Annotated in this window: 23 protein-coding genes, 1 tRNA gene and 1 pseudogene; 18 read left to right on the top strand and 7 right to left on the bottom strand. The window is 36.6% G+C overall.

The genetic code is table 11. The features are described from left to right. The first annotated feature begins 38 nt into the window (after nt 1–38). Genes IPM14_08830 through ccsA form a run of 3 tightly spaced genes read left to right on the top strand, consistent with a single transcriptional unit; the run spans nt 39 to nt 3,000 of the window. The gene (locus IPM14_08830; GenBank protein ID MBK9098199.1) at nt 39–143 is read left to right on the top strand and encodes a CcmD family protein; all 105 of its coding nucleotides are present in this window, start codon (nt 39–41) and stop codon (nt 141–143) included. After that, nucleotides 140–526 carry a cytochrome c maturation protein CcmE gene (locus IPM14_08825; protein ID MBK9098198.1) on the top strand — a complete coding sequence of 129 codons (387 nt, stop codon included), beginning with the start codon at nt 140–142 and terminating at the stop codon, nt 524–526. Before IPM14_08830 ends, IPM14_08825 begins: the two co-directional genes overlap by 4 nt. A 47-nt stretch (nt 527–573) precedes the next feature. Further along, on the top strand, nt 574–3,000 hold the full coding sequence (gene ccsA, locus IPM14_08820) for a cytochrome c biogenesis protein CcsA (protein MBK9098197.1): 2,427 nt from the start codon (nt 574–576) through the stop codon (nt 2,998–3,000). A 50-nt stretch (nt 3,001–3,050) separates the two neighbouring features. On the opposite strand, the gene IPM14_08815 is transcribed toward ccsA, so the two are convergent. The 3 genes from IPM14_08815 to IPM14_08805 are packed head-to-tail and all read right to left on the bottom strand — an operon-like array spanning nt 3,051 to nt 7,201. Next, nucleotides 3,051–4,070, bottom strand: a complete 1,020-nt coding sequence (locus IPM14_08815; protein MBK9098196.1) for a rhodanese-like domain-containing protein — start codon at nt 4,068–4,070, stop codon at nt 3,051–3,053. A 3-nt stretch (nt 4,071–4,073) separates the two neighbouring features. Further along, nucleotides 4,074–4,868, bottom strand: coding sequence for a DUF4249 family protein (locus IPM14_08810; GenBank protein ID MBK9098195.1), 795 nt, complete (start codon nt 4,866–4,868; stop codon nt 4,074–4,076). An 8-nt stretch (nt 4,869–4,876) separates the two neighbouring features. After that, a complete protein-coding gene (locus tag IPM14_08805; protein ID MBK9098194.1) occupies nt 4,877–7,201 on the bottom strand; it encodes a TonB-dependent receptor in 2,325 nt (774 codons plus the stop codon). A gap of 680 nt (nt 7,202–7,881) precedes the next feature. Between IPM14_08805 and IPM14_08800 the strand changes: the two genes are divergently transcribed. Together IPM14_08800 and IPM14_08795 are read left to right on the top strand one after the other, a co-directional pair. Then, nucleotides 7,882–7,955, top strand: a tRNA-Asn gene (locus IPM14_08800). 62 nt (nt 7,956–8,017) lie between these two features. Next, nucleotides 8,018–9,043, top strand: coding sequence for a histone deacetylase (locus tag IPM14_08795; GenBank protein ID MBK9098193.1), 1,026 nt, complete (start codon nt 8,018–8,020; stop codon nt 9,041–9,043). Nucleotides 9,044–9,053: 10 nt separating this feature from the next. Here the strand turns inward: IPM14_08795 and IPM14_08790 are convergent, their stop codons facing one another. Beyond that, nucleotides 9,054–9,827, bottom strand: a complete 774-nt coding sequence (locus IPM14_08790; GenBank protein MBK9098192.1) for a 4'-phosphopantetheinyl transferase superfamily protein — start codon at nt 9,825–9,827, stop codon at nt 9,054–9,056. 135 nt (nt 9,828–9,962) lie between these two features. Between IPM14_08790 and IPM14_08785 the strand changes: the two genes are divergently transcribed. The 12 genes from IPM14_08785 to IPM14_08730 all read left to right on the top strand — a co-directional run bounded on the left by IPM14_08785 (nt 9,963) and on the right by IPM14_08730 (nt 21,584). Then, complete coding sequence (locus IPM14_08785; GenBank protein MBK9098191.1) at nt 9,963–10,778, top strand: DUF3298 and DUF4163 domain-containing protein; 816 nt, start codon at nt 9,963–9,965, stop codon at nt 10,776–10,778. A 30-nt stretch (nt 10,779–10,808) separates the two neighbouring features. Then, nucleotides 10,809–11,660, top strand: coding sequence for a DUF3078 domain-containing protein (locus IPM14_08780; GenBank protein ID MBK9098190.1), 852 nt, complete (start codon nt 10,809–10,811; stop codon nt 11,658–11,660). A gap of 8 nt (nt 11,661–11,668) precedes the next feature. Next, nucleotides 11,669–12,079 carry a zf-TFIIB domain-containing protein gene (locus IPM14_08775; GenBank protein MBK9098189.1) on the top strand — a complete coding sequence of 137 codons (411 nt, stop codon included), beginning with the start codon at nt 11,669–11,671 and terminating at the stop codon, nt 12,077–12,079. Then, a complete protein-coding gene (locus tag IPM14_08770; GenBank protein ID MBK9098188.1) occupies nt 12,076–12,630 on the top strand; it encodes a LemA family protein in 555 nt (184 codons plus the stop codon). The genes IPM14_08775 and IPM14_08770 overlap by 4 nt, the downstream gene beginning before the upstream one ends. A 245-nt stretch (nt 12,631–12,875) precedes the next feature. Next, a complete protein-coding gene (locus IPM14_08765; GenBank protein ID MBK9098187.1) occupies nt 12,876–14,090 on the top strand; it encodes a M48 family metallopeptidase in 1,215 nt (404 codons plus the stop codon). Nucleotides 14,091–14,386: 296 nt separating this feature from the next. Beyond that, nucleotides 14,387–15,289, top strand: a complete 903-nt coding sequence (locus tag IPM14_08760; GenBank protein MBK9098186.1) for a 4Fe-4S dicluster domain-containing protein — start codon at nt 14,387–14,389, stop codon at nt 15,287–15,289. Next, nucleotides 15,289–16,527 (top strand): Ni/Fe-hydrogenase cytochrome b subunit, encoded by a 1,239-nt coding sequence (gene hybB / locus IPM14_08755; GenBank protein MBK9098185.1) that lies wholly within the window; start codon nt 15,289–15,291, stop codon nt 16,525–16,527. Before IPM14_08760 ends, hybB begins: the two co-directional genes overlap by 1 nt. Then, nucleotides 16,527–17,654, top strand: coding sequence for a hypothetical protein (locus tag IPM14_08750; protein MBK9098184.1), 1,128 nt, complete (start codon nt 16,527–16,529; stop codon nt 17,652–17,654). Before hybB ends, IPM14_08750 begins: the two co-directional genes overlap by 1 nt. A 17-nt stretch (nt 17,655–17,671) precedes the next feature. Beyond that, nucleotides 17,672–18,880 carry a HAMP domain-containing protein gene (locus IPM14_08745; protein MBK9098183.1) on the top strand — a complete coding sequence of 403 codons (1,209 nt, stop codon included), beginning with the start codon at nt 17,672–17,674 and terminating at the stop codon, nt 18,878–18,880. Then, nucleotides 18,853–19,554, top strand: a complete 702-nt coding sequence (locus IPM14_08740; GenBank protein ID MBK9098182.1) for a hypothetical protein — start codon at nt 18,853–18,855, stop codon at nt 19,552–19,554. Before IPM14_08745 ends, IPM14_08740 begins: the two co-directional genes overlap by 28 nt. 7 nt (nt 19,555–19,561) lie before the next feature. Continuing rightward, nucleotides 19,562–20,368, top strand: a complete 807-nt coding sequence (locus IPM14_08735) for a response regulator (protein ID MBK9098181.1) — start codon at nt 19,562–19,564, stop codon at nt 20,366–20,368. Between the two features lie 58 nt (nt 20,369–20,426). Next, nucleotides 20,427–21,584, top strand: a complete 1,158-nt coding sequence (locus IPM14_08730) for a response regulator (protein ID MBK9098180.1) — start codon at nt 20,427–20,429, stop codon at nt 21,582–21,584. A gap of 68 nt (nt 21,585–21,652) precedes the next feature. Here the strand turns inward: IPM14_08730 and IPM14_08725 are convergent, their stop codons facing one another. Beyond that, on the bottom strand, nt 21,653–22,060 hold the full coding sequence (locus tag IPM14_08725; protein ID MBK9098179.1) for a copper chaperone PCu(A)C: 408 nt from the start codon (nt 22,058–22,060) through the stop codon (nt 21,653–21,655). A gap of 2 nt (nt 22,061–22,062) precedes the next feature. Beyond that, a complete protein-coding gene (locus tag IPM14_08720; GenBank protein MBK9098178.1) occupies nt 22,063–22,659 on the bottom strand; it encodes an SCO family protein in 597 nt (198 codons plus the stop codon). Between the two features lie 189 nt (nt 22,660–22,848). On the opposite strand from IPM14_08720, the pseudogene IPM14_08715 reads away from it, so the two are divergent. After that, nucleotides 22,849–24,278: pseudogene (locus IPM14_08715) on the top strand (amino acid decarboxylase). Nucleotides 24,279–24,327: 49 nt separating this feature from the next. Here the strand turns inward: IPM14_08715 and IPM14_08710 are convergent. Then, nucleotides 24,328–24,834: a fasciclin domain-containing protein gene (locus IPM14_08710; protein MBK9098177.1), complete on the bottom strand. Its 507-nt coding sequence runs from the start codon at nt 24,832–24,834 to the stop codon at nt 24,328–24,330. Between the last annotated feature and the right edge of the window lie 139 nt (nt 24,835–24,973).

Genomic DNA, 24,973 nt, shown 5'->3' with positions numbered 1-24,973 from the left:
TTTACAACTTTTTGCAGAACAATGCTATTTACATTGTTATGATTATTGTTCTCATTGTTTGGGTAGGAATATTTTTTTATATGTTCGCCCTCGATAAAAGATTAAAAACTATTGAAAAAGAATTAAGTGGAGATAAAAAATGAAAAATAAATATATATTCGGGGGAATTATTATTGCAGTATTTCTTGTGTTGATGGGGTATTTATTCACTCAGAGTAATATTGAATATGTTGACGATTTCAATAAAGTAATGTCAACTGAAAAATCAGTAAAAGCAACGGGCAGCTGGGTGAAAGAAAAGAACTATCAGATTGACAATCAAAATAAAACCTTCTCCTTTATGATGAGCGATCATAATGGAAACCAGATGAAAGTAATTTACGAAGGATCAATACCTAACAATTTCGAAAGTGCCACCAGTGTTGTTGTAACCGGTAAATATCAGAATGGGTACTTTCACGCCAAAGACATTCTAACTAAATGTCCAAGTAAATACGAAGAGCAAACGGCGAACTCTTCGTTGTAATATTTATCTAAGATATTTAAGAAAATTTAATCAGACTCGAGGTTTAGATGATAGGAAGTATTATACTCACACTTGCGCTTGCATTCAGCATTATCTCTATGATAATGTACTTTCTTAATTACCGGGGGTATAAAAACACTCTAAATTATGGAAGGATTGCTTACCATGGGATGGCTGTTCTGGTTATCTCTGCATCCGTTTATTTATGGTATGCAATTCTTACTCATCAATATCAGTATAATTACATCTACAGTTACAGTAATAACGACTTAAGAAATCTTGGAGTTTTTCAACTTGCTTCTTCCTTTTGGGGTGGTCAGGAAGGAAGTTTCATGTTATGGCTATTAATGACTGCAATCGTCGGAGTAATTCTTCAGTCATATACTTCTAAAAGAGGTGACCTCGAACCGCGTGTAATGGCTGTATTCACTCTGGCAACATCATTCTTACTAGTTATGGTTTCGCCCTGGTTCAAAAATCCATTTGAGTATATCTGGGTTCATCCGGTGTTTGTAAAAATCGAACACATAAATTCTCAGTTTTTTAATCTTCCGTTTATTCAGCAATTTTTCTTCACGGATCAAAGCACTAATCAGGGATTCATTCAGGTAAATAAAGAGCTCGCAGGTTTACTATCTCAGGCCGGTGTTTCACTAAATGATTTCATTACCGATGGAAGAGGACTGAATCCGCAGCTTCTGAATTTCTGGATGCAGATACATCCGCCGATATTGTTTGCCGGATTTTCTATGGCTACAGTTCCATTCGCTTTTGCAATTGCCGCAATGATGAAGAATGACTATAAAGATTGGGTAAGACAAGCATTTCCATGGATGCTCGCCGGAATGGGAGTGCTAGGTTTAGGAATAATGCTCGGCGGCTATTGGGCTTATGAAATGCTTGGATGGGGAGGTTACTGGGCATGGGATCCTGTGGAAAATTCAAGCTTGATTCCCTGGCTTGTTGGAGTTGCAGCTATTCATACTTTACTCGTTCAAAAGAGAAGTCAGGCACAGGGAGGAATTGGTAAATATGCAAAGACGAATTTGTTATTAAGTGTTATGACTTATGTTTTCGTTTTATATAGCACATTCTTAACAAGAAGCGGTGTACTCGGCGATGCATCTGTACACTCATTTGTTGATCCGGGAATGATCGTATATCTCTTCCTTGTTTTATTCATAGGCACATTCACACTTCTTGGTTTAGGTATGATTGCATTCAGATGGAAAACATTAAATGAAAATATCAGAGACGACGAAAGTATTCTTTCAAGGGAACTAGCACTTTTTACTGCAATGATTGTATTGATCGCATCAGCGATAATAGTACTTGCCGGAACATCCGCACCACTATTTGGGACCTCCGTCGATACAGCATTCTATAATGAAATGCATCTCCCTCTCGCTATTATCATAATGTTTCTCAATGGTATAAGTCTGCTAATCAAATGGCAAAGATCAGATTTGAATGAATTGATAAAGAAATCAACTTACTCTGCAGCCGGTGCAGTTTTATTTACAATTATGCTTGTGATTTTTGGTGGCGTAAGAGAGATTATGATAATTATTCTATCACTCACTACCTCATTCGCATTATTTGTAAATCTGGACATTGCGATAAAAATAGTAAAGGGTAACTTAAAAATGCTCGGTGCATATGTGGCTCATATTGGAATCGCGTTATTCATTCTTGGTGTGATTGGCTCGGCAGTTTACAGCAAAGAAGTTACAGTTGATCTTGTAAAAGGCAAGCCAGCATCTGCATTTGGTTATGAAATGACTTTTACGGGCTACAACTTAATTGCAAACAATACCAAGTATGCATTTAACATAAATGTTAAGAAAGGTAACTCACAATACAATATTGCCCCAATAATGTACAGAAGTGATTTTAACAACAGCATAGTCCGTGAGCCAGCTATTCTTACTCTTCTTACAAAAGACATTTATTTTGCTCCTTTAGGTTATGATGAAGGTGGACAAAGTCAGACTCAGCATTCACATAATCACATCTCTTTGGAGAAAGGCGGTTCAACAGAATTTGAAGGAGCGAAAATTACATTCACGAAATTCAACTTGGGTGCCGAAACTATGCAGGCAATGAGCGAAGGAAAAGATTTTCAAATGGGTGCCGTACTCGAGATTGAAAAAGACGGTAAGAAAGTCGAGATTGAACTTTTACGAAAGCAGACCAGCGGGAAGGTAGAATTCACTTCCTTCGAATCAAAAGAAATGAATTTGAAAATTGAATTGGAAAACCTTTCAGCTGGAAATATTGATCTTGCATTAACTCCTCTCGACGGTTCTGAAACTGAAAATGCATCTGTTCAAACTACAACAGCAGAAATCTTAAGCGTTTCCGCCAGCATAAAACCATTTGTAAATCTTGTATGGGCTGGCGTTGCAATAATGGTGATCGGTTTCTTTATTGCGATGACGAGAAGATTGAAAGAATCGAAGATTATTTCCTGATGTTTTTATTGATAAGAATTCAAAGGCGATTCTAATGAATCGCCTTTTTTTCATTCTCCTGTAACGTAAGGAAAATTATTAATCTTTAAGGAAGAGAAGGCATACTCCATTAAATCCGGTTCATCCATCATCCTGCTGTAAAATAATTGATTAGCCCCAAAAAGCAGGGAAGTAACATCATAACCTAGTACTCTTAAATATGCAGTCATGCAGGCACTTTGCTGTCCATCGTAATCATAAATACAGATTGGCTGATTATTTGGCAATGATTGGAGGTATTTGCCGCTTTTAAATTCAAAGTCGGGCTTGTCCATATACAGCCTTGCACCAGGTGGATGTCCTCTGCCTTCGAGAATTATAAATTTGCGAGCATAGTACAATCTCATTTTGCCGTAGCAAACTATATAATGAGTACTCTCTGATGGAAGATTATCCGTGTAGTAAAACCCTTCTTCAATAATTTTTTTTATTCGAGCATTGACTCTATCCGGAAGTGATGCATCGGGATTTTCAAATGTTACTGACGGCAAATCAGTCAATTCATTTCTTGGAAAATCCTCATTTGTATACGACGAAATGTTCACTGCGTCACTCAAGGCACTAAACCAATTATCTGCAAAAAACTGGTTCCATGCAGCCATTCCATATTTCATCGAGTAAACATTATTGTATCCAGCTAATCGTAGCAGGCAGGTGAAGTATGCTGAACTTTGTCCGTTCTTGCTGACTAAAATTATTTTTGAATATGAGATGGCATCGATAGTTTTTATAAAATTATAAAGGCTATCATCTAAAATATTTACCGCACTTTCGATATGACCAGCATTGAAATCAGCAGAACTTCTTAAATCAATAATAAGATAATTTGCTAAGTTTGAATAAACTTCCTGTGCATCGATCAGTGCTGGAGCTGAATTACTGTTTACAAAATCACCCTTTGATTCAAAGTAAACCAGCATTTCTGCAGTTGGATTTAATTCACCAGTGAGCGGTGGAGTGATGTTATCTTCAACACAACTGCTGAATATTATTAGAAGTGCGATTAATATTTGTAAATGAAATTTCATCATAAATTAAAATACCAGTTCAGGAATTCCCTTTGATACTCCGATAAACATACCAATCACTTTATCTCCGTGAACATTCCAGGTTATCTCACCGCCTCCCTGAACATAGGGATCATTAATCTGGCTGCCTGCAGTTCTGGTATTAAAATAATCTTTGAAAGACTGATCGAAAGAATTTACCTGGATGTACCGCAAACCTGAATAGTTACCGCCTCTGTATTCTTCCGGAATGGTGGAAGTTGTAGCAATCACATCAGTACCTGGAATAGCTGAGGTGACGGCAAAATAGTCATCGGCTTTTGCTGACGGAGTTGTGGTGACAATCCAAATTGCAGCGTAAACTTCTCCAGCTTTTGATGAAACCGTTGCGTTGAGATTATGGCCGCTTGAATTGTAGTAGACGTTCGTGAGTTCCGGTTTGTATGGAACCTGCGTTATGCTGTAAATATAAGTATCGTTGTACATCGCAAATAATTCATACGTTTCTCCTTCAACAACAAAAAAATCTTCCAATGGTTGATAGAGACCCTTACTTGTATAAATTAAAGGAATAATTTGAATACCATTTCGCTTAATATACGCAATCACGTTTTTCAGTTCAGCGTCTTCAATTCTGTATGGAACTCCTAATGGAAGAGTTTTAGTAAATCGAACGGCAGGGAAATATCTGTTTGCCTGGATTTCTGCCTGAACGACTACGTATTCTTCATAACTAAATTCAGGATTAACCAATTCTTCGTTTTCACATGCCGAAAGAGAAATCAATATTAGCACAAAGAATAGTTTTAATTTTTTATACATACTTAACATTAAAATTTAATTGCAATTCCTGCTGAAGGAATAAACGGAAATAAACTTATTCTTTTAATAACTGGTACTTCTTCTCCAACTTCATTTTCGACAATCACTACATATTGAGCAAAAGTATTCAATCTGTTGTAAAGATTATATAGAGTTAGATAAGCTTCAAAATCTGCATTCAGCCACTTAAAGGAATAATTGAAATTAATATCAAGTTTGTGGTATGCAGGAAACTTTTCCGTGTTCAGTCCTCTGTAATTAAATTGGATTTGCGGATCACCTCCGGTTCCGATAGGATCAAAAATATATTGACCGGGCGGAAGGGTATATCTTTGTCCTGTTGCATAAACCCACGTTGCACCAATACTAAGCTTCTCAAGAATTTTATAAGTTACCACGAAAGAAAAATCGTGTCGCTGGTCATAACGTGGATAGAAAACTTTGCTGCCGTTCAGCTCATCAAACTGACGTTTGGACCAGGATAATGTGTAACCCACCCAGCCGGATAAATTTCCTTTGAGTTTGTTCAAAAATATTTCAACTCCGTAAGCTTCTCCTTCACCTTTCGTGAATTGGTCTTCGATTGAAAAATCCAGTGGATCAAGCTCTATTGAGTTTTTAAATTCATAAAGGTTCTTCATATCCTTATAAAACCCTTCAACCGAAAAATTGTACGATTGATCAAACCAGTACGAGTCAAATCCCAGTACATACTGGGTAGAATAACTGGGCTCAATTTTTTTTGTGGAGGGATACCATAAATCGGTTGGCAGAGTGATGTCATTTCGCTCGATCAGATGAAGGAATTGGTGTGCAATTGCAAATGCTCCCTTGAAAATAAAATCTGCAGTAAGATTATAAGCAAGTGAAACTCTCGGCTCAAAGCTGAAATATTTTGTTGAACCGAAATAATAAAACCGACCCCCATAATTTGCACTGAATCTTGATCCGAATTGGGATTCGCTCTGCAAATACCATGCTGCTTCAACCGATGAAATATCAACACCGGCATATGGATCTTTTTCCAGAGCTTCAGAATAAATATCGCTGTAAAGCACATCATAGTTATGTAAAGCAATGTCAATTCCGGTTTTGAAAAGATGATCCTGGTGCCATTTCATTTCGGCATTTTGTCTAAAGTAAAGATCAGTAAGATCTGGATTGGAAAAATAAGTATAAGAAGTCTTGGATTTAGGATCGATACCAATCTTTGATGTGAAATTGTAGTTAATAAAACTTACTATAGAATTAAGAAGCAGAGATCTTGTATTTACCTGAAGCCAATTCAAACTAAGATTTAAATTCTCCCATTCGATATCATAGTCTGTATCTTTAATGCTGGGTGGACTATAAGCATGATCTTTGCTGTAAAGAGCGCTTATCGCCACAACATTTCTTTCTGAAATCGAAAGGTTGACTTTCGCATTAAAATCATAAAAATTGTATCTTGGAGTTGAACTTTCCTCATCAAAATTTTTTTGAATAATATCGTAATACATATACCGCCCGGACACCAGATATGTGGAATTACTATCAAGTGGTCCTTCAAAAGCACCAAAGGAGTTTATCGTTCCAAGTCCAACAATACCTTTTTCTCTTTCCTTTGAACCTGAACGTAATTTTACATCAAGGACACTTGAAAGTCTTGCACCATATTCAGCAGGAAAAGCTCCTTTTATTAATCTAACATCACTGAGTGCAGTTGAATTAAAAGTACTGGCAATATTTCCAAGATGAGCAGGATTATAAAGAATTGTTCCGTCAACTAAAGTTAAAGTTTGATCTGGCGAACCTCCTCTGACATATAAGCCGCTGGAAATCTCAGAACCCTTTCCGACTCCAGGCAACATTTCAAGGGATTTAAACAAGTCAATTTCTCCAGTGAGTGTAGGAAGGTTAGTCAATAATTCAGGTGGAATATCAATTGTACTTGTCAGAATGCGTTCCTGTTTTTCTCCTTCAACTATAATCTCATTCAACTGAATGTCTTCTGCAAGCAACTCAACTGACAGCGATTCCGACTGTTTTTCATCTTTTAAATATATTTCTCTAATTGCGGTTTTGTACCCTATATGTCGAAAAATTAAGATGTACTTTTGAGACTTGAGAGAAGGTATTGCATAGTATCCGAACCTGTTAGTTGCAGTACCAGTTACCGGAGGGAAGTTAAGACTAAGCGAATCATCATAAACTAATATATTTGTTCCAACAAGTGCTTCACCTGTAATAGCATCTTTTACAAAACCGGATATTACAAACCTTTCAGTCTGGCTAAGCAGAAAGTTTTGTACACACACGAATGCAAACAGTAATACTATGAAAGAAGTTTTCACACTACCGTTTAATAATAGATGTTAAATTGACTATAAATAATTAAATAAAAATTGAATCAGATTCAATAATGGGAAAATGCCAAAAATAAAAAACCGGCTTCTAGCGAAGCCGGTATATGGTGGTTGTGGTTGAGTCGAGATAGGAAGAGTTAAAGTTTTTCCCCTGTTCTGTGGTCCTTTAATTTGTTAGTTGATATTGATCAAAAGTATAATTTTTAACTTTCAACTGACATGCCATCTAATGCAATAAATTAAAAGCTGTCCCATTTAAGAAGATTTAAAAGTCAGTTTTGACGGAGTATACAAATTCATTAAGAAAAAGAATAATATAATTTGAAGTAGAGTTTTATTGTGAGATGCTATAATTGTCGCCACGAAAAATACTTCCTGTAAATATTACGAAGATGAATTTTTGATTGAGAAGATTATGGATAAAAAGTAAACTTGAAAAAATTCTCGTCGAAATTGACGTGATATTTTTTCTTAAGAAAGTTAATCTCTACTATAAAAATTGAACTCAAAAATTTCGGAATTAGAATCTTGTCATGACTGGATAATTTATCTCATTAAGGAAGTTGATCAGAACAGTTTTATGCTTTGTTTTTAATTATTATCAGGGGAAATAATTTCTTGACATGTGTTCACCGAGTCGTTAAATTTGTCCCTCAATTTTAATGAATTCCGCAGTAGCTCAGTTGGTTAGAGCACCTGACTGTTAATCAGGGAGTCGTAGGTTCAAGTCCTACCTGCGGAGCTAAAAAATCCCCGGAAAAAGTTCGGGGATTATCATTTTTAAATGAATTACGTGGAAAACAATTGAGCACCGGAATAGCTTTCGATCCAATATTCTTAAAACACAACTTCACCGGTCATCCCGAGAATGCGAAAAGACTCGACTCAATAATTACGCGGTTAAAAGCAACGGGATTGTTCGAGAAAATTCAAACTATCACTGCACGTGCTGCCGAATCTAAAGAAATCTCTTTGTGCCATTCTCAAGAATATGTGGAGTATGTAAAATCCTTTTGCGAAAAAGGAGGCGGTTACTTTGATCCTGATACTTATTCAAACCAAAATTCTTTTCTTGCCGCTGCAACCGCCGTTGGAAGTTCAATTGATCTGACGAAAGAAGTTTGTAGTGGAAATTTAAAAAACGGATTTGCACTACTCCGTCCACCTGGACATCACGCACTTGCAAACCGTGCGATGGGATTTTGTCTGTTCGGCAATATTGCAATTGCAGCAAAGTCAGCTTTGACTCAACCCGGAATAAATAAAGTTGCAATCGTTGATTTTGATGTTCATCACGGTAATGGAACACAAGCTTTGGTCGGCGATGATCCGAATATACTTTTTATTTCTACTCATCAATATCCATTTTATCCCGGGACAGGAAGTATCAGAGAAATCGGTACGGGAGATGCAGAAGGAACTGTTATTAATAATCCATTACAAGCCGGCGTTGGTGATACAGGTTTCAAATCTGTGTTTGAGGAAATTGTTATTCCGATGTTACAAAGATTTCATCCCGATTTAATCCTTGTATCTGCCGGATACGACGCTCACTGGGATGACCCGCTGGCAAATCTGAATTTGAGTCTTTCAGGTTTCGATTGGATTACAACTCAACTCATTAAATCTGCTACACAGCTTTGCGAAGGAAAAATAATTTTCTTCCTTGAAGGAGGATACAACCTTGATGTTTTGAGTTATGGTGTAACTAACACGATCCGTGGACTTTTAGGAATTGATGGATTTGAAGATCCAATCGGCAAATCAAATCAAACTGAACCGGATATCACTCATCTTTTAAATGAACTAAAAAAGATTCATAGTTTATAGCTTTTTCCATTCAGATGAGGGAAGAGGATAAAAGATCATTCTCATCAAAATAGCAGTGGATGAATGCAGTGTTCACATTGCTGACTGCACAAGCACTGTAAAGCATTTTGTTTAACCTGCATACCTCGATCGATAAATCGGTAGATAGTTTCTTTAAATTTACTTTGTATATGGAGGATTCACCGGGTTTCAAAGCTTTTAACTCTACGTCAAATTCTTTTAGAGGGAATGAAAGTCCTTCGCCTGATAATTTGATCACAGCTTCCTTCGCTGTCCAGCAGGAATAAAATCCGTCAAGTATTTTATCAGCAGGAAATGAAAGCAGCTGTTCAACTTCATGAGCAGAAAAAAATCGTTTTGCAATTTCCAGATGATCTTTCAATGGTTTCATCAATTCAACATCAACACCGATATGGTTGTTACTCGAAAAACCAATACTCAAAAAGTTTTTGCTATGTGAAAGATTAAAATGTAAATGTGGATTGTTATCAGCAATCGATAATGATGGTTTCCCGAAATCGTTTGTGATGAATTTAATTTTTTCGGCTGGAATGGTCGAGTAGAAGTTCACAAAAACTCTTAATAAACCTCTGCTTATGATGAACCAGTTTTTATCTCTGTCAAAATGGAATTTACTTGCCCGGACCAATTCATCACTTGATAATATATCTGCAAACTCATCAATCTGATTGAGATACTTATCCATATCAAAATTCCAGATATGTGCTTCATCTTCCGGGAGTATTATTGGCTCCTCCCTTAGGTAATAAATTCTTTTCCTCATTTATACTAATCTAATAAATATTGAACTCATCTTTTCATTAGCACTACTTCTGTTCGAAATTGATAAGTAATTCTAACGAATGTTATTTATTTTTGTTCAGTTAATTATTCAGTTTAGAATTATGAAATAGGTATAATGAAAAAACTCTTTCTGATTTTTATATCCGTTGGTTTGTTGTTCTTATTTTTTGCCTGCGGAGGAAATAAAAATCCTTCCGTAAATGATTTGCAGTTTGAAATGGTGAAGTACGAGAAGCAGTCAGAAGGATGCGACAGTCTGCGGGATGACAACTGTGCTAAAATAAAAATAGAATTTCCACAGATTATTAAGTATGAGAATGAAACTGTAAAAAATAAAATCAACAAATCAATTGAGAACCTTTTCTCATCAAATGGTGAAAATATTACGAGTGAAGTTGATTTTAATTCTCAGATGGAATCATTCATCAGTGATTATGAATCATTTATGAAGGAATTTCCCGACGCTTTTCAATCCTGGTTCATTGAAAGAACGGGAGAAGTAAAATTCAACAAGGAAAATATTTTTTCAATTGATTATATGGAGTACTCTTACACAGGTGGAGCTCATCCGAATACATTCATAACATTTAAAAATTACTATTTGACGAATGGCGATGAAATTTCTCTAGATAAAATAATTCCCGCTGATAAGCAGGATGAACTCAATAAGATAGCAGAGGTTGAATTCAGAAAACTTAAAGAACTGACTCCAGATGCGGACCTTGGACAGGCTGGTTTCTGGTTTGAAAATAATCAATTCAGTCTTAACGAAAATTTTTTGATTGGCGATAGCAGTTTGGTTTTTTATTATAACAACTATGAAATAACTGCGTATGCTTTCGGACCGACTGAGCTGGAAATTCCGTATTCCAAAATGAAAGATCTTGTTACAGAAAATAGCATAATCTCAAAACTTATTCAGAAATATTAAAATCAATTTATAACAACTCAGGGAATAAAAATGAAAACAATTCTAATATCAATGATGATAGTCTTAATATCATTCTCCTCCTTTGCACAGGATACAACTGCTGTAAAGAAAGATACCCTCTGGACTCCAAAGGGTGTAGTGGGAATTAATCTTTCGCAGGTAGCATTTTCCAACTGGCAGCAGGGAGGACAGAACTCATTATCGTTTACATTCTTTTCTTTATTCGGATTAGATTATATCGGTGATCCGTGGAAATGGAGAAACTCGTTGAAGTTTGCCTACGGCAGAACAAAGTTCGGTGATGAAGAATACAGAACAAACGACAACGAAATATTTTTTGAAAGTACTTTGATTTACCATATCGGATGGGCGGTTAGTCCTTATGCAGGTATTACCGCAAGAACTGCTGTATCAAAGGGTTATAATTATGATAGTATTCCTTCTTTTCAAATAGTTGATTTTATGGATCCCTTTTATCTCACTGAAGCAATCGGTTTGGTGTACGATCAAATTCCAAACTTCTCAACACGACTTGGTATTGGAATGAAGCAGACTTTTACGGACAAGTTTACATCATATTCAGATGATGTTGAAACTTTGAGTGAGATCGAAAAATTTAAAAATGAAACCGGTATTGAATCAGTTACAGAATATAAATGGGATTTCTTTGATAATATGTCCTACTATACTTATTTGAGACTTTTCGGCACTTTTGATGACTTAAGTGTATGGGATGTGCGATGGGATAATATCATCTCGGCAAAAGTGAATGAGTACGTCTCAGTAACATTTAATGTGCTTCTGCTTTATGATGAAGATGAATCGATTCAAAGACAGCTTAAAGAAGCACTGCAACTGGGAATTTCGTACACGTTGTTTTAGTAAATAAAATGCTTTGCCCCGCTTGTAAAGATCCAATGATTGTGCTCGAGCTTGAGCAGGTGGAAGTTGATTACTGCACAAGCTGTTCAGGTGTCTGGCTTGATGCAGGCGAGCTTGAGCTGCTTCTTGAAACAGATGAAGAAAGAAAAGCACTGATCAATTTGTTCAAAGAAGCAGCAGACGTAAAAGAAAAAAGCTATGATTGTCCCATCTGCGGAAAACAAATGAAAAAGTCTGAGATTGGAGAAAAGGGAAAAGTAGTTGTTGATAAGTGCAGAAAGAATCACGGTATCTGGTTCGATAAAGGTGAGCTTAAGAAAGTTGTTGAGTTCGGCTCAGTGAATAAAAAGAATAAAATAATTAATCTTTTAAAAGATATGTTTGAAAATTCATCCCAAAATAATGGAGGAAGCAAATGACCGGTTTAATAATAGTGCTGGTTTTAATTGCAGTTGTTGTATTGTTTGTTATTTCAATGTACAACTCGCTGATTCAATTGAGGAACAGAGTAAAGAATGCCTGGTCGCAGATAGATGTTCAGTTGAAAAGAAGACACGATCTTATTCCGAATCTGCTTGAAACCGTAAAAGGTTATATGAAGCACGAACGCGAAATAATGGAAAATATCACAAAGTACCGCAGCCAGGCAATGGATGCTTCGACAGTCGGTGAAAAGGCACAGGCAGAAGGATTGCTGAGCGGTGCACTCGGACAGCTTCGTGTTCAGGTTGAAAATTATCCCGACCTGAAAGCAAATCAAAATTTCCTTGCTTTGCAGGAAGAGCTTACTTCAACAGAAAATAAAATTTCTTTTGCAAGACAGAGCTATAATGATCAGGTTCTGTTTTATAACAACAAGATCCAGATGTTCCCATCGAATATCATAGCTGGTATGTTCAAGTTTTTACAGGAAGAATTCTTCCAGGTTGAAGACGCAAAAGAAAGAGAAGTGCCGAAAGTTAGTTTCTGAAAGTTAGTTTTTTGTTTGTTAGTTTTTAGTCTTAGTCCAATAGTCTTCAGTTTTGGTTCTTCCAACTACAAACTAAAACCAGCAACTAATAAACTATTACCATTAACAAATAACCAATAACTAAATAAATCGTAATCGATGGTGACAATATATTTTTATTCAATTATTCTCAACCAAAGGCTGATGAGCCTGTGGCTCAAATCATCCAATCATTCAATCTTGAGTTGTAAAAAGGTTGATTCTTAATGTGGGAATTAATCGAAGCTAACAGACGTAAGTCGTTGATCCTTTTCTTCTCTCTTGGATTAACTCTCTTACTTCTCGGATATTTTTTCGGAAGTGCATATTATCCCGATGGCGGAGGATTCATCGGGATGTTTTTTGCGTTCGTTATCTGGGGAATTCTATCACTCATCAGCTACTTCAGCGGAAGTAAAATTCTTCTTGCAGTAAGTGGTGCAAAAGAAGTAACGAAGGAAGTTCATCCTCAACTTTTTAATATTGTTGAAGAGATGAAAATCTCTGCAAGTCTTCCAGCGATGCCTAAAGTTTATATTATCAATGAAGCTGCACCAAATGCTTTTGCAACAGGAGTGAAACCTGAAAACAGCGCAGTTGCAGTTACTGCAGGTCTTCTCGCAAGATTGAACAGAGATGAACTTCAGGGAGTTGTTGCTCACGAAGTTTCACACATTGTTAACCGCGATGTTTTGTTTATGACTTTTGCCGGAATTATGCTCGGCAGTATTGTTCTGATCTCAGAAGTTTTTCTGCGGAGTCTTTGGTTTGGCGGAGGAAGATACACCTCAAAATCTTCCAAAAGCAGCGGACAGGGACAAATGATAATTATGATTGTCGCAATCGTGTTTGCAATACTTGCACCGATACTAGCACAACTACTTTATTTTGCCATCTCAAGAAAAAGAGAATATCTTGCTGATGCATCTGCAGTTCGTTACACTAGATATCCGGAAGGTTTAGCATCCGCTCTTGAAAAAATTGCAAACTCAACTGAAGAGTTAAAGACCGCTAATAAAGTTACTGCCCCAATGTACATTGCTAATCCACTGAAGCCGAAGGGACAAAAACTATCTAATCTCACAAGCACACATCCTCCGATTTCAGAGAGAGTTAGAATTCTCAGAAGTATGTCCGGTGGTGCAAACTATATTGATTATCAGAATGCATTCAACAAAATAAAAAAAAGCAATTTACCAATAATACCTTCTTCAGGTTTAGCTGATCAGACTACTATAGGATTAAAGGAAGCTTCAATTACTCCTGTTACACTCGGTTTAAATAAACAAACGAAAAGAGATACAGGAGATATTATGATGAAAGTGAACAACTACTCATTTATCGATTGTTCCTGTGGATTGAAAATAAAAATTCCACCGGATTTCCAAAAGACTGAACTATTCTGTCCCCGCTGCGGAAGAAAACATAATCTAAATTCATAACTCATAGACGTAATTATTTGCCTGAATTCTGAATTCATTCCTTAAATCTCCATTATTCGTAACAAAATAATTGCCACAATTAATTCTCAATATTGCCAATCAGCATTTATTAATTTTTCACAAATAAGAGATGCTTAACAATTGACAATTAATTCTTGAAAATCTTCTGGATAAAATCAGATATTTTTACAGATTTTCTAAACATTTCCCAATTAGTTCAGGTGGCATCATTGGTACGATTTTGCAAGGGTTGTAAAAAACTCTAGAGATCAAATCCAAACAATAATGGGGTCATTATGGGAGAATTGAACCGTCGTAACTTCCTGAAAACTTTGGGGGTAGTTGGTGCAACCGTTTCAGGCATACCTGCAAAAAAGTTATTAGCACAATCAAAGTCAGAACTTTTCGAGGACAGAATGGGTGTTCTTGTTGATACAACTGTGTGCATAGGATGCAGACGATGCGAGTGGGCTTGTAAAACTGCACACGATATTCCAGCAGGCGATCTTGAAAGCTACGATGATGAAAGCGTTTTCGAGAAAATGCGAAGACCAGCAAATGAATCGTATACAGTTGTTAACAGGTATGAAAATTTATCAAATCCGAAAAGTCCATTGAATGTGAAAGTTCAATGCATGCATTGCGATCATCCAGCTTGTGTTTCAGCGTGCATTGTTGGTGCATTCTCTAAAAAAGAAAGCGGTGCGGTAGTTTGGGATGGAAGTATGTGTATCGGATGTCGCTATTGCATGGTTGCTTGTCCATTTCAGGTTCCGACATTTGAATATGAAAAAGCAATTCAACCTAACATAAATAAATGTGATTTCTGTATTGAAAGAACAAAAGGGGGTTTGCTTCCAGCTTGTGTTGAAATTTGTCCGGTAGAAGCTATTACTTATGGAAAGAGAAGAAACCTTATTGAAACTGCAGAGAAAAGAATCGAACTTTACCCGGACAGATATATAAACAAGATTTATGGTTTCACTGAAGTTGGAGGTACTTCGTGGATGTATCTTGCAAACAGAGAATTTAACGAGTTGGATTTTCCGAAATTAGGAGATAAACCAGCTCCCGGAGTTTCTGAATCAATTCAGCATGGAATATTTGCATATTTTGTTCCTCCAATTGCACTATATGCTTTGCTTGGTGGAATAATGTGGGTCTCAAAAAATAAAGATAGCAAAGAGGAGGGCAAATAATGGAACACGAATTTCAGCCGACTCCAATCAAACATAAATATTTTACTCCGTCGGTTATTTTTATTTCGGTCATTGCGCTAATTGGGTTAGTATTTCTTGCTTTGAGGTTCATATTTGGACTTGGGTTTGTTACAAACTTAAATCAATATTTTCCATGGGGGATCTGGATTGGCCTTGATGTAGCTACTGGTGTTGCATTGGCAGCCGGAGGTTTTACAACTGCAGCATTAGGTCATATCTGGCATCGTGATAAGTACGAAGTGCTAATCAGGCCTGCGCTTTTAACAGCAATGCTGGGTTACACATTCGTAGCATTAAGTGTTGTTACAGATATAGGAAGATGGTACTATGTATGGCATCCACTGGTTATGTGGAATGGCAACTCCGCACTGTTTGAAGTTGGCATTTGTGTAATGGTGTACTTAAGTGTTCTTTACATAGAGTTTCTGCCAATAGTTACCGAGAGATTTATCGGAAGGGTAAATCTTCCCGGAATTTTATCAGGGTTAAATAAAATTGTTGACAGCATATTGAGATTTTTGGATCGGACATTAAACAAATTTATGTTCGTTTTCATAATAGCTGGAGTGGTTCTTTCCTGCCTGCATCAATCTTCACTCGGTACGTTAATGATTATAGCTGGTGAGAAGATGCATCCGTTGTGGCAGACTCCGGTATTACCACTTTTGTTTTTACTCTCAGCTTTTTCTGTTGGATTTCCGATGGTAATTATGGAATCACTCACTTCTTCAAAATCATTTGGACTAAAACCTGAAAAAGATGTGCTGACAAGTCTCTCAAGATTTGTTGGGCCTATTCTTGGAATCTATTTGGCAGCAAAAATAGGAGATATGTTCATAAGAGAATCATTCGTTTATCTTACTGAACTTACTCTGCCCAGTATAATGTTCACAATTGAAATTGTTTTAGGAGTGATTATACCATTGAGAATGTTTTTGTCTGCTTCTGTGAGGCAGTCTACAACGGGATTATATATTGCTTCTATGCTCGTGATATTTGGAGTCGTCTTTAACCGGTTCAATAATTATATCATCGCTTATAATCCACCTTATACAGAAACTTCATACTTTCCATCAATAGGAGAAATTTCTGTAACGATCGGTTTCGTTGCTCTCGAGATATTAGTCTATCGTGCATTCGTTATGATTTTCCCGATTATCAGCTTACCTGTAAAAAGTGCTTTGAGAAAAACTAAATATGCAATTAAAGGTGCATGATGAAAACTTTTATAAAAATATCAGTCAGTTTTATTTCAGTTCTTTTATTGAGCGTTCCAGCGGTTGCACAGGATCATTCACAATTAAAGTTTAATTGCAGTCTTTGTCATGCTTGTGAGACTCCGACCAAATCGAATCCCTGTTTGATTGATTGTCCCCGCGAAAAAATGATGACGGTTTATATGTCACCTTCAAAATCTCCTGCAGTCATTAAGATGGATAAGTTGAAGAGTGTGCAGGATTTATATGAACCTGTTATCTTTTCGCACAGGATTCATGCAGAAATGTCGGAAATGTCCGGCGGTTGCGAAATGTGTCATCATTATAATCCTCCCGGAGATGTGATCGGCTGTGATGATTGTCATGAACCCGCAAGGCAAAGAACAGATATCTCCAAACCGGATTTGAAAGGTGCGTACCACAGGCAATGTATGGATTGTCACAATGAATGGAGTAATGATGTTGCGTGTGAAAGCTGCCATGAATTAAACTCCAGCGGCAAATCTGCATATACAGGAAAAGATTATCAGTTGACCCGGGTTCATCCGGAAATAAAAGCTCCGACTAAACTTGTTTACAATACTTCTCACGAAAAAGGAAAGCTAGTAACATTCTATCATAACGAACACACGGATATTTATGGGTTGGATTGTAAAAGCTGTCATCAGGAAGAAAGTTGTGCTAAATGTCATTCTGATGAACCCGATAAAAAAGTAAAAAAAATATCAATTGAAGAAGCTCATAAAAATTGTTCAAGCTGTCACGATACAAAATCCAAAAAAGATTGTGAAAGCTGTCACTCAACAAAAGAGATGGCTCCTTTCAATCATCTTGCGAGAACCGGATTTGAGTTAAAAAGTTATCATTCAAAATTAAACTGCTCGAGCTGTCATCAACGCAAAACAGTCTTTACAGGTTTGAGTAGTTCCTGTAGTAGCTGTCATCAGGCTTGGGATTCTTCTAATTTCAATCATAAAGTAACCGGATTAATTCTTGATGAAATGCACATTGAATTTGATTGTACTGATTGTCATGAAAATAATGATTACTCAAAGAATCCTTCCTGCGAAGGTTGTCATGATGATATGAGCTATCCACAGAACAAGCCTGGTAAACAGGTGAAATAATTTTAGCAGATTAAGTGATGATGAAGTTTAAACAAGCATTCACGAAAATAAGTCTTAAGCTGATCCTGACCGTTGGAATCGTCACAGTTGCCATCATAAGCGTCTATTCATTTTTCAGCATACAGGCGCAGCGAAACGAACTCATCGCACAAGCGGAAGGCTATGCGAATAAATTGAGTGAAACAATCCGTAACAGTACTCACCTTAGCATGCTCGAAAACAGAACCGATGAAACGCACATGATAATTAATACGATTTCAGAGGAACCGGGCATTCAGGAAATCAGAATTTTTAATAAAGAAGGTTCTATAATTTTTTCTTCGCAGAAAGAATTCATTGGAGAGATGGTAGATAAAAATGCTGAAGCCTGTTATGGATGTCATACCGCAAATAAACCGTTGGAACGTTTGCCGATGGAAGACCGGATGAGAATTTATGATTCACCTCAGGATTCATCAAGAATACTTGGCACAATTAATCCAATTTACAATGAACCATCCTGCTGGGAAGCAGATTGTCATGTTCATCCTGCTGAACAGAAAGTCCTCGGCGTTCTCGATGTTAAATTGAGTTTGAAGGAAGTTGATGCACAAATTGCAAGCAGTGAGTTTCGCTCAATTATTTTCGCTTTGATTGCGATAGCACTGTTGAGCTTGATCATTGGAATATTTGTGCGAAAGTGGATTGAAAAACCGGTTAATGAGCTCGTCAATGCAACTGAGCAGGTAGGTACGGGAAATTTAAATTATTCTATTAAAGATTTGGGTTCAGATGAACTTGGTTTGCTTGCAAAATCTTTCAACAATATGACGCAAAAACTTGCTGATGCACGATTGCAACTTTTTCAATCAGATAAAATGGCATCAATGGGAAGGCTGGCCGCTGGTGTTGCTCACGAAATCAATAACCCGTTAACAGCAGTACTTACTTACAGCAGTTTCCTTTTAAAAAGAGTAAATGATCCTGAACTTCAGGAAGATTTAAAAGTGATTGTAAGAGAAACCAAGCGAAGCAGGGAAATCGTAAAAAGTTTATTGGACTTTGCACGTCAGTCAGTGCCGAAAAAGAGTAACGCAAACATTAATGAAATAATAAACAATGCAATTGGTGTAGTTGATAACCAGCTTTCGATGAAGCATATAAAACTTGAAAAAAATCTTGAGGAGAACATTCCTCTCTTTAAATTGATTCCAACCAGATGCAGCAGGTGTTTATTAATTTATTAGTGAATGCTTCAGATGCTATGCAGGAAAGAGATGGAAGGATATCAGTTTCTTCCAGAATGATCAGCCTTTCGCCGTACGGCACACTTCAGATTAAAAATGCTGTTTGTTCAAAGAGACATTCGCTGATGAATGAAGAAGTAAAAATTGATGGCAAACCGAGTGTGAAATTAAAGATCGTTCAGAATGGAAAAGAAGGATTCGTCAACCTCGATCCGATCTACGGAAAGAATAGAGATAAATATGGAATCGCGATAAAAAATTCTGAGCAAGTGCAGATATCCTGTCCAAAGTGTAACATTTCAGTTATTGACAAAGAATCAACCTGTCCAAAATGTAATAGTACTATTTACTCATTTGAAATCCCTCCACAGGGAATGTTTGAAGGCTGTATAAATCCAAAATGCGATTGGCAACGTTGGGCTTTTGTGGATGAAGCAGGTGTAAGAGATTATATTGAAATAAAAATTGCTGATAATGGTTCGGGTATTTCGAAGGAAGATTTACCAAGAATTTTCGAACCATTTTACAGCACAAAGGGTCAGAAAGGAACGGGACTTGGATTGGCAGTTATCTGGGGAATAATTGATAATCACGATGGGACAATAAACGTGGAAAGTGAAGTTGGCAAAGGAACAACTTTTACAATACTTCTGCCTTTGAATTACACAAACTAATGGACGAATGTTTAAGAACGAAAAAATATTGATCATAGATGATGAGCAGGTGATTCTCAATGCCGTATCAAGAATTGCTTCGGCGGAAGGATTTCAGGTTGATTCCAATAATGATGCTTCTGCAGCATTGAAACAATTATCGAATAAGGACTATTCGTTAATCCTGTGCGATATAATGATGCCTCACATGGATGGATTCACTTTTCTGGACGAAATACAGAAAAGAAAAATTCCGACTCCAGTAATAATGATTACAGGATTTTCAACAGTCGAGAATGCAGTAAAATCGCTTTACAAAGGCGCAATTGACTTTGTCCCGAAGCCGTTTACGTTTGAGGAATTAAATAGTTCGATTAACAGAGGAATAAAATATCATCGTATTCAAAAAGGCATCGAGGAGGCAAAATTTCGTAATGATAAATCGTCTCTATCGTATGTACCAGGTCCACCAAAGTATAAACGATTGGGCAATCTTAGCTGGATGAATCTTGAAACAGAAGGCATTTCTGTAATTGGAGCCACCGATTTGTTCCTCGAAACAATTGAAAAACTGGTAAAGATTGAATTAATGGAAAATGACGATGAAATTATTCAGGGGGATAGTTGTGCAAATCTGCTGACTGATGATGAACTTGCTCATCGTTTGCTTTCACCAATAAGCGGAAGAATTATCGAAAGAAATGAAAAAATAATTAATGATATAAACCTGCTCGAAAAAGATCCTTATTTCGAAGGCTGGATTTATAAAATTATTCCATCGAATATTGAGTATGATTTAAATTACCTGGTTCCATTTGCATCAGACAGGATGTAGTGAACTATATTTGAACAGTAGAAAAAAATATTTTACGAAATTATAACAGGGAGTTACAATGGCACTATTTGTTTTAGCCGTAATCGTTTTCATCATTGCTGATATCACAATCAGATATATTGCAAAGAGAGTAAAAGAAAAGAAAGTACATCAGGAAAGAGAAGAGGCACTTAAAGTAAGTCTCAATCTTGATTACAGCAGGGAAGCAAAAACTCTCAAGCGTGCTGAAGTAGAAAATCCCAAAGCAAGAATCCTGTGTGTTGATGATGAATCAGTTATTCTCGACAGCTTCAGAAGAATTCTTGTGCTTGACGGATACTGCGTTGACACAGTTGAAAACGGAAAAGAAGCTCTGGGATTAATCCAGACCCACTCATACGACTTTGTATTTACAGATCTAAAGATGCCTGAAATGGATGGGCTAGAAGTAACAAAATCTGTAAAGCATCTTCGTCCTGATATTGATGTTGTAATCATCACCGGTTTCGCTACTGTTGAAACGGCCGTTGAGTGTATGAAATTCGGTGCGATGGATTATGTTCAGAAGCCATTTACTGAAGATGAGCTTTTAGAGTTTGTTAAAAAATTACTTATCAAGCGGGAAGACAGAATCAGCAAAATGCTGAAACCGAAAGTACACATTACACATCTTAAAGAAGTTGCTGGTTTCAAGGCTCCTGAGTTCCAGATACCGGGAGGTGTATTTATTTCTGAAGGACATTGCTGGGCTAATGTTGGTGAAGAAGGAACAGTTAAAGTTGGAATTGATGATTTTGCGAAAAAGATTATCGGAAAAGTAGATTCTATTGGTCTACCGAATCTTGGTATGCCTGTAAAAAAAGGTCAGTCTTTGTTTACAATAACACAGGGACAGAGGAGGATTTCATTTAAGTCGCCTGTCAGCGGTAAAGTTAAAGAAATAAATAAATTTATTAACAATGAGCTGGATTCACTCGAGTTCTCACCATACGATAAAAATTTCATCTGTGAAATTGATGCTGATGAGCTTGATTCAGAACTTCCGGCAATGAAAATCGGGAAAGCAGCAGTTTCGTTTTACCAGGAAGAAATTGAAAGACTTCAGGCAATAAAAAAGAAAACTATGACAAGTAAAGAAGCTGAACTTGAACCGGAAGGTGCAATCTTTGTAGGCGAGATGGAAAAACTGGATGATATTAACTGGAAGAGATATTCTGAAGAGTTTTTTGAAAAGTAAAGATCCGCAATTTTCGTAGCACAGATGAGTAATCTGTGCTAGATTTTGGTTAATCCTATCAATTAAACTTATTTCGGTTTCTTTGCTACAGCGGTGATTTTAATCTTACCCGCCTGCTTGAAGTGAAGTACAAACTCTCCTTCATCACCATCTTTAATATCTTTCTTCAACTTCATCAGCATGATGTGATGAGCACCTGGTTTTAGTTCAAAAGAACTTTTACCTTCGATTATTATCATATCCACTTTGCGCATGCCCATCATTTCACCTTCAGAGTATGTCTCGTGAATTTCAACTCGTTCTGCCAAATCAGAATCAACCTGGTAAAGTGTGTCTGGTGTTTCAGATTTATTCTCGATTACAAAATAAAGAGCCGTTGCCATTTTTTCTGATGAGGGTCTCATCCACGGGTTATTAATTTTTATTTTGTCTTCAGGTAGAAAGAGAACGAATAAAATTGCTAATAAGATGTTCATGATTAATCCTTTAATATTTTTATGTCTTTGACTAATTCTTCAATATTCAATGTGCTGCCCTTGTAGTTTTTCTTTAATCTTGAATTCTCATCTATCAAAGATATTCTATCCGTGTGCATCATCGAGTACTCATAATTACCTTCTGCATCTGTGAACTCGTCCGTTTTGATAGCTTTTACATCGAATCTTTTTAATAATTCTGTAATTATTTTCTTTTCACCAGTTAGCAATTTCCAGCTCTTAAAATCAAGCTCACGTGCTTCGGCGAATTTTTTAAGCACTTCTGGTGAATCTCTTTCCGGATCAAAACTGATCGCAACAAAATTCACATCGTTAATTCCGTCTTCTTTCAATTGCTTTTCTGTTAAATACATATTGTGTGTTGTCATCGGACAAATATCGGGACAGTGCGTGAAGATAAATCCAATTACTGTTATGTTGCCTTTGATGACATTAGGAAATATTACTTCTTCACCATCCTGATTAATCAAGTTATAGTTTTTCTTAGTCAAATCTTTATCAAGCGGCAACTTCTCAGTGCAAGAAATTAAAATGAGCAGGATTACCGATATTGTTAATAAAAGAATTTTATTCATCATTTAATTGATTGAGGGAAAATTAATATTATCGTTTGTATTAACTTATTAAATATTGCAGAGTGAATAAAGACAAATTCATTTCTTATTTTTCGAATGAAATTATTCGTGAACTTGTCTGCTATTAGGCAGATTCGTGGCAATAATAGTTAGCCACGAATGCACGAATTTATAAATTCAAGGAAGCACACTATGTCAGACATGCCTATAGAAGAATTTCGAAAATCTGGTCATCAGTTAGTTGACTGGATTGCTGATTACTTAAATGATATTGAAAAATTTCCGCCGCTTTCACAGGTAAATCCCGGTGATATTTCAAAGCAAATTCCTAATTCGCCGCCGCAGAGTGGTGAAGAGATTGAAAAAGTTTTAAATGATGTTGATAAAATTTTGATGGATGGAATTACTCACTGGAATCATCCCGGATTTATGGCTTACTTCAACTCAACATCAAGCGGTCCGGGAATTTTAGCTGAGTTTTTAACAGCAGCTTTGGGCATAAACGGCATGCTCTGGAAAACATCTCCTGCTTTTACCGAGCACGAAAGAGCAATGATGAACTGGTTCAGACAGATGGTTGGATTGCCCGAAAATTATTGGGGAATTATTTACGACACAGCTTCAACAAGCTCGATGCACGCGATTGCATCTGCACGTGAGCAGCTAAATCTCGGTTTCAGAGAAAAAGGAATGGCTGGAAGACATGATATTCCAAGACTCAGGATGTATTGTTCAGAACAAGCGCACTCATCAATTGAAAAAGGTGCGTTGACATTGGGAATTGGTTTGGAAGGAATAAGAAAAATTCCAGTGAATGATAAGTTCGAAATGATTCCCCAAAAACTTGATGAAGCAATTACAGTAGATATTAAAAATGGATGGAAACCTTTCTGCGTTGTTGCAACAGTTGGGACAACATCTTCAACAAGTGTAGATCCGGTTGAAGAGATAGCGGCAATTTGTGAAAAACATAATCTTTGGCTTCACATCGATGCAGCCTATGCCGGAGTTACTGCAATGATTCCCGAAATGAAATGGATTACAAAAGGGTGGGAGCGAGCAGATTCAATAGTCATCAATCCCCATAAATGGATGTTCACACCAATGGATCTGAGTATTTACTTTACTCGCAAACCTGGAATATTAAAGCAGGCATTCAGTCTTATCCCAGAATATTTGAAGACTAAACAGGATGATGAAGTAGAAAACCTGATGGATTACGGAATTCAATTGGGAAGAAGATTTCGTTCACTCAAGCTTTGGTTTATTATCAGATATTTCGGAGTTGAAGGATTGGCTTCAAGAATAAAAGCTCACATTATACTAGCTCAGGAATTTGCTAAATGGATTGACGATGAAAAAGATTTTGAACGAATGGCACCTGTTCCTTTTTCAACAGTTTGTTTCAGATATAATGCACGGAATAAAACAGATCAGGAACTAAATGAATTGAATGAGAAGTTATTGGAAAAATAAATTCTTCAGGAAAAATATTTTTATCTCACACAAAACTTAATGTCAAGTTTGTAATCAGATTGACAATCGGAAGCATCAGGCACGAGAGAAGACACATTGAGGATGCGTGGAATTTAATAAAGAATGTAACTGCTGAATTAAAATAAAAAACCCCGGGTCATCACTCCGGGGTCTCTTCATCATCCACATAGGGGGCTATTTAGTAGGGGGGAGTAAAACTGTGTCAATTACGTGTATAATCCCGTTAGAAGCCTGCACATCAGCACCTGTAACCTGGGAATCGTTAATCATTACTTTGCCATCAACTGTCTTAATCTTAATATCTGAACCGTTAAGAGTTGTTGCTTTATCCAGATTCACAACATCTTTTGAACTTACATTTCCAGCAACAACGTGGTATAGCAGAACATTCTTTAATGCATCTTTATCTTTTAATAATCCTTCAAGAGCACCTTCCGGTAATTTCTTGAAAGCATCATCTGTTGGTGCAAATACTGTAAAGGGACCATCGCCTTTTAATGCATCAACGAGACCAGCTTCTGTCAATGCAGTTGCTAAAGTTGTAAAATTACCGGCACTGATTGCTGTCTGAACGATATCGTTCTTTACTGCTTTGGATACCATTTTTGTATCGTATTGTGCCAAAATTGAAGTAGTGAACAATGTTACAATTGCAAATAAGGATATTGATATTCTTTTCATTTTTTCTCCATTTTAATTTGTGTTAGAATTACATAGTTGATAACATAACATATTGCCGGATAGTTCCATTATTCTAGATAATCAACAAGAATAATTTTATTTGACCTGGTATGGGTAATAATTCAAAATTGAACAATCG

The organism is bacterium, assembly GCA_016716565.1.
Classification (GTDB): domain Bacteria; phylum Bacteroidota; class Ignavibacteria; order Ignavibacteriales; family Ignavibacteriaceae; genus IGN2.
This window is presented reverse-complemented; position numbering and strand designations above follow the sequence as displayed.

What these genes read in the sequence shown, in the direction of transcription:
- IPM14_08825 (MBK9098198.1), top strand. Translation starts at nt 140, where the DNA reads ATGAAAAATAAATATATATTCGGGGGAATTATTATTGCAGTATTTCTT.
- IPM14_08710 (MBK9098177.1), bottom strand. Translation starts at nt 24,834, where the DNA reads ATGAAAAGAATATCAATATCCTTATTTGCAATTGTAACATTGTTCACT.
- IPM14_08785 (MBK9098191.1), top strand. Translation starts at nt 9,963, where the DNA reads ATGAAAAAACTCTTTCTGATTTTTATATCCGTTGGTTTGTTGTTCTTA.
- IPM14_08725 (MBK9098179.1), bottom strand. Translation starts at nt 22,060, where the DNA reads ATGAACATCTTATTAGCAATTTTATTCGTTCTCTTTCTACCTGAAGAC.
- IPM14_08775 (MBK9098189.1), top strand. Translation starts at nt 11,669, where the DNA reads ATGCTTTGCCCCGCTTGTAAAGATCCAATGATTGTGCTCGAGCTTGAG.
- IPM14_08790 (MBK9098192.1), bottom strand. Translation starts at nt 9,827, where the DNA reads ATGAGGAAAAGAATTTATTACCTAAGGGAGGAGCCAATAATACTCCCG.
- hybB (MBK9098185.1), top strand. Translation starts at nt 15,289, where the DNA reads ATGGAACACGAATTTCAGCCGACTCCAATCAAACATAAATATTTTACT.
- IPM14_08735 (MBK9098181.1), top strand. Translation starts at nt 19,562, where the DNA reads ATGTTTAAGAACGAAAAAATATTGATCATAGATGATGAGCAGGTGATT.
- IPM14_08740 (MBK9098182.1), top strand. Translation starts at nt 18,853, where the DNA reads ATGCAGCAGGTGTTTATTAATTTATTAGTGAATGCTTCAGATGCTATG.
- IPM14_08745 (MBK9098183.1), top strand. Translation starts at nt 17,672, where the DNA reads ATGATGAAGTTTAAACAAGCATTCACGAAAATAAGTCTTAAGCTGATC.
- IPM14_08730 (MBK9098180.1), top strand. Translation starts at nt 20,427, where the DNA reads ATGGCACTATTTGTTTTAGCCGTAATCGTTTTCATCATTGCTGATATC.
- IPM14_08770 (MBK9098188.1), top strand. Translation starts at nt 12,076, where the DNA reads ATGACCGGTTTAATAATAGTGCTGGTTTTAATTGCAGTTGTTGTATTG.
- IPM14_08830 (MBK9098199.1), top strand. Translation starts at nt 39, where the DNA reads ATGATTATTGTTCTCATTGTTTGGGTAGGAATATTTTTTTATATGTTC.
- IPM14_08780 (MBK9098190.1), top strand. Translation starts at nt 10,809, where the DNA reads ATGAAAACAATTCTAATATCAATGATGATAGTCTTAATATCATTCTCC.
- ccsA (MBK9098197.1), top strand. Translation starts at nt 574, where the DNA reads ATGATAGGAAGTATTATACTCACACTTGCGCTTGCATTCAGCATTATC.
- IPM14_08810 (MBK9098195.1), bottom strand. Translation starts at nt 4,868, where the DNA reads ATGTATAAAAAATTAAAACTATTCTTTGTGCTAATATTGATTTCTCTT.
- IPM14_08760 (MBK9098186.1), top strand. Translation starts at nt 14,387, where the DNA reads ATGGGAGAATTGAACCGTCGTAACTTCCTGAAAACTTTGGGGGTAGTT.
- IPM14_08815 (MBK9098196.1), bottom strand. Translation starts at nt 4,070, where the DNA reads ATGATGAAATTTCATTTACAAATATTAATCGCACTTCTAATAATATTC.
- IPM14_08720 (MBK9098178.1), bottom strand. Translation starts at nt 22,659, where the DNA reads ATGATGAATAAAATTCTTTTATTAACAATATCGGTAATCCTGCTCATT.
- IPM14_08765 (MBK9098187.1), top strand. Translation starts at nt 12,876, where the DNA reads ATGTGGGAATTAATCGAAGCTAACAGACGTAAGTCGTTGATCCTTTTC.
- IPM14_08750 (MBK9098184.1), top strand. Translation starts at nt 16,527, where the DNA reads ATGAAAACTTTTATAAAAATATCAGTCAGTTTTATTTCAGTTCTTTTA.